Here is a 402-nt window from a genome sequence, read left to right on the forward strand (position 1 = left end):
ACGCCGATCCGCAGCCCGAGAAGGCGCCGACCGGGGTCGCCACCGGCACCTGCTTCCGGCAGCTCGAGTTCGCCGGACTGCTCGACGGGGCGAAGAACCAGGCGGGCGGGAAGGCACTGCTGGACTTCCTGATCAGCAAGCCGTTCCAGGAGGACATGCCGCTGAAGATGTTCGTGAACCCCGTCGCCAAGGACGCCGCGCTGCCCGAGCTCTTCACCGAGTTCGGCGCCCGGGCCGCGAAGCCCGCGACGGTGGCCCCGGACAAGATCGCCGAGCACCGTGAGCAGTGGGTCCGGTCGTGGTCCTCGATCACCGTGAAGTAGCCGTGCCCGCCGCACGCCGCGGCGGGCGACGGCGGGACGGCGCGCTGCGGCTCGGCCTGATGGCCGTGCCCGTGGCCTT

1 protein-coding gene is annotated in these 402 nt (G+C 71.9%); it reads left to right on the plus strand.

What is annotated here, in order from left to right; all coding sequences use genetic code 11:
• Positions 1-323: hypothetical protein (locus tag CAY82_RS27725; protein WP_218190868.1), on the plus strand; the 323-nt coding region annotated here is incomplete at its 5' end.
• Positions 324-402: the final 79 nt, after the last annotated feature.

This window comes from Pseudomonas sp. SID14000, from assembly GCF_002165135.1.
Taxonomy (GTDB): domain Bacteria; phylum Pseudomonadota; class Gammaproteobacteria; order Pseudomonadales; family Pseudomonadaceae; genus Aquipseudomonas.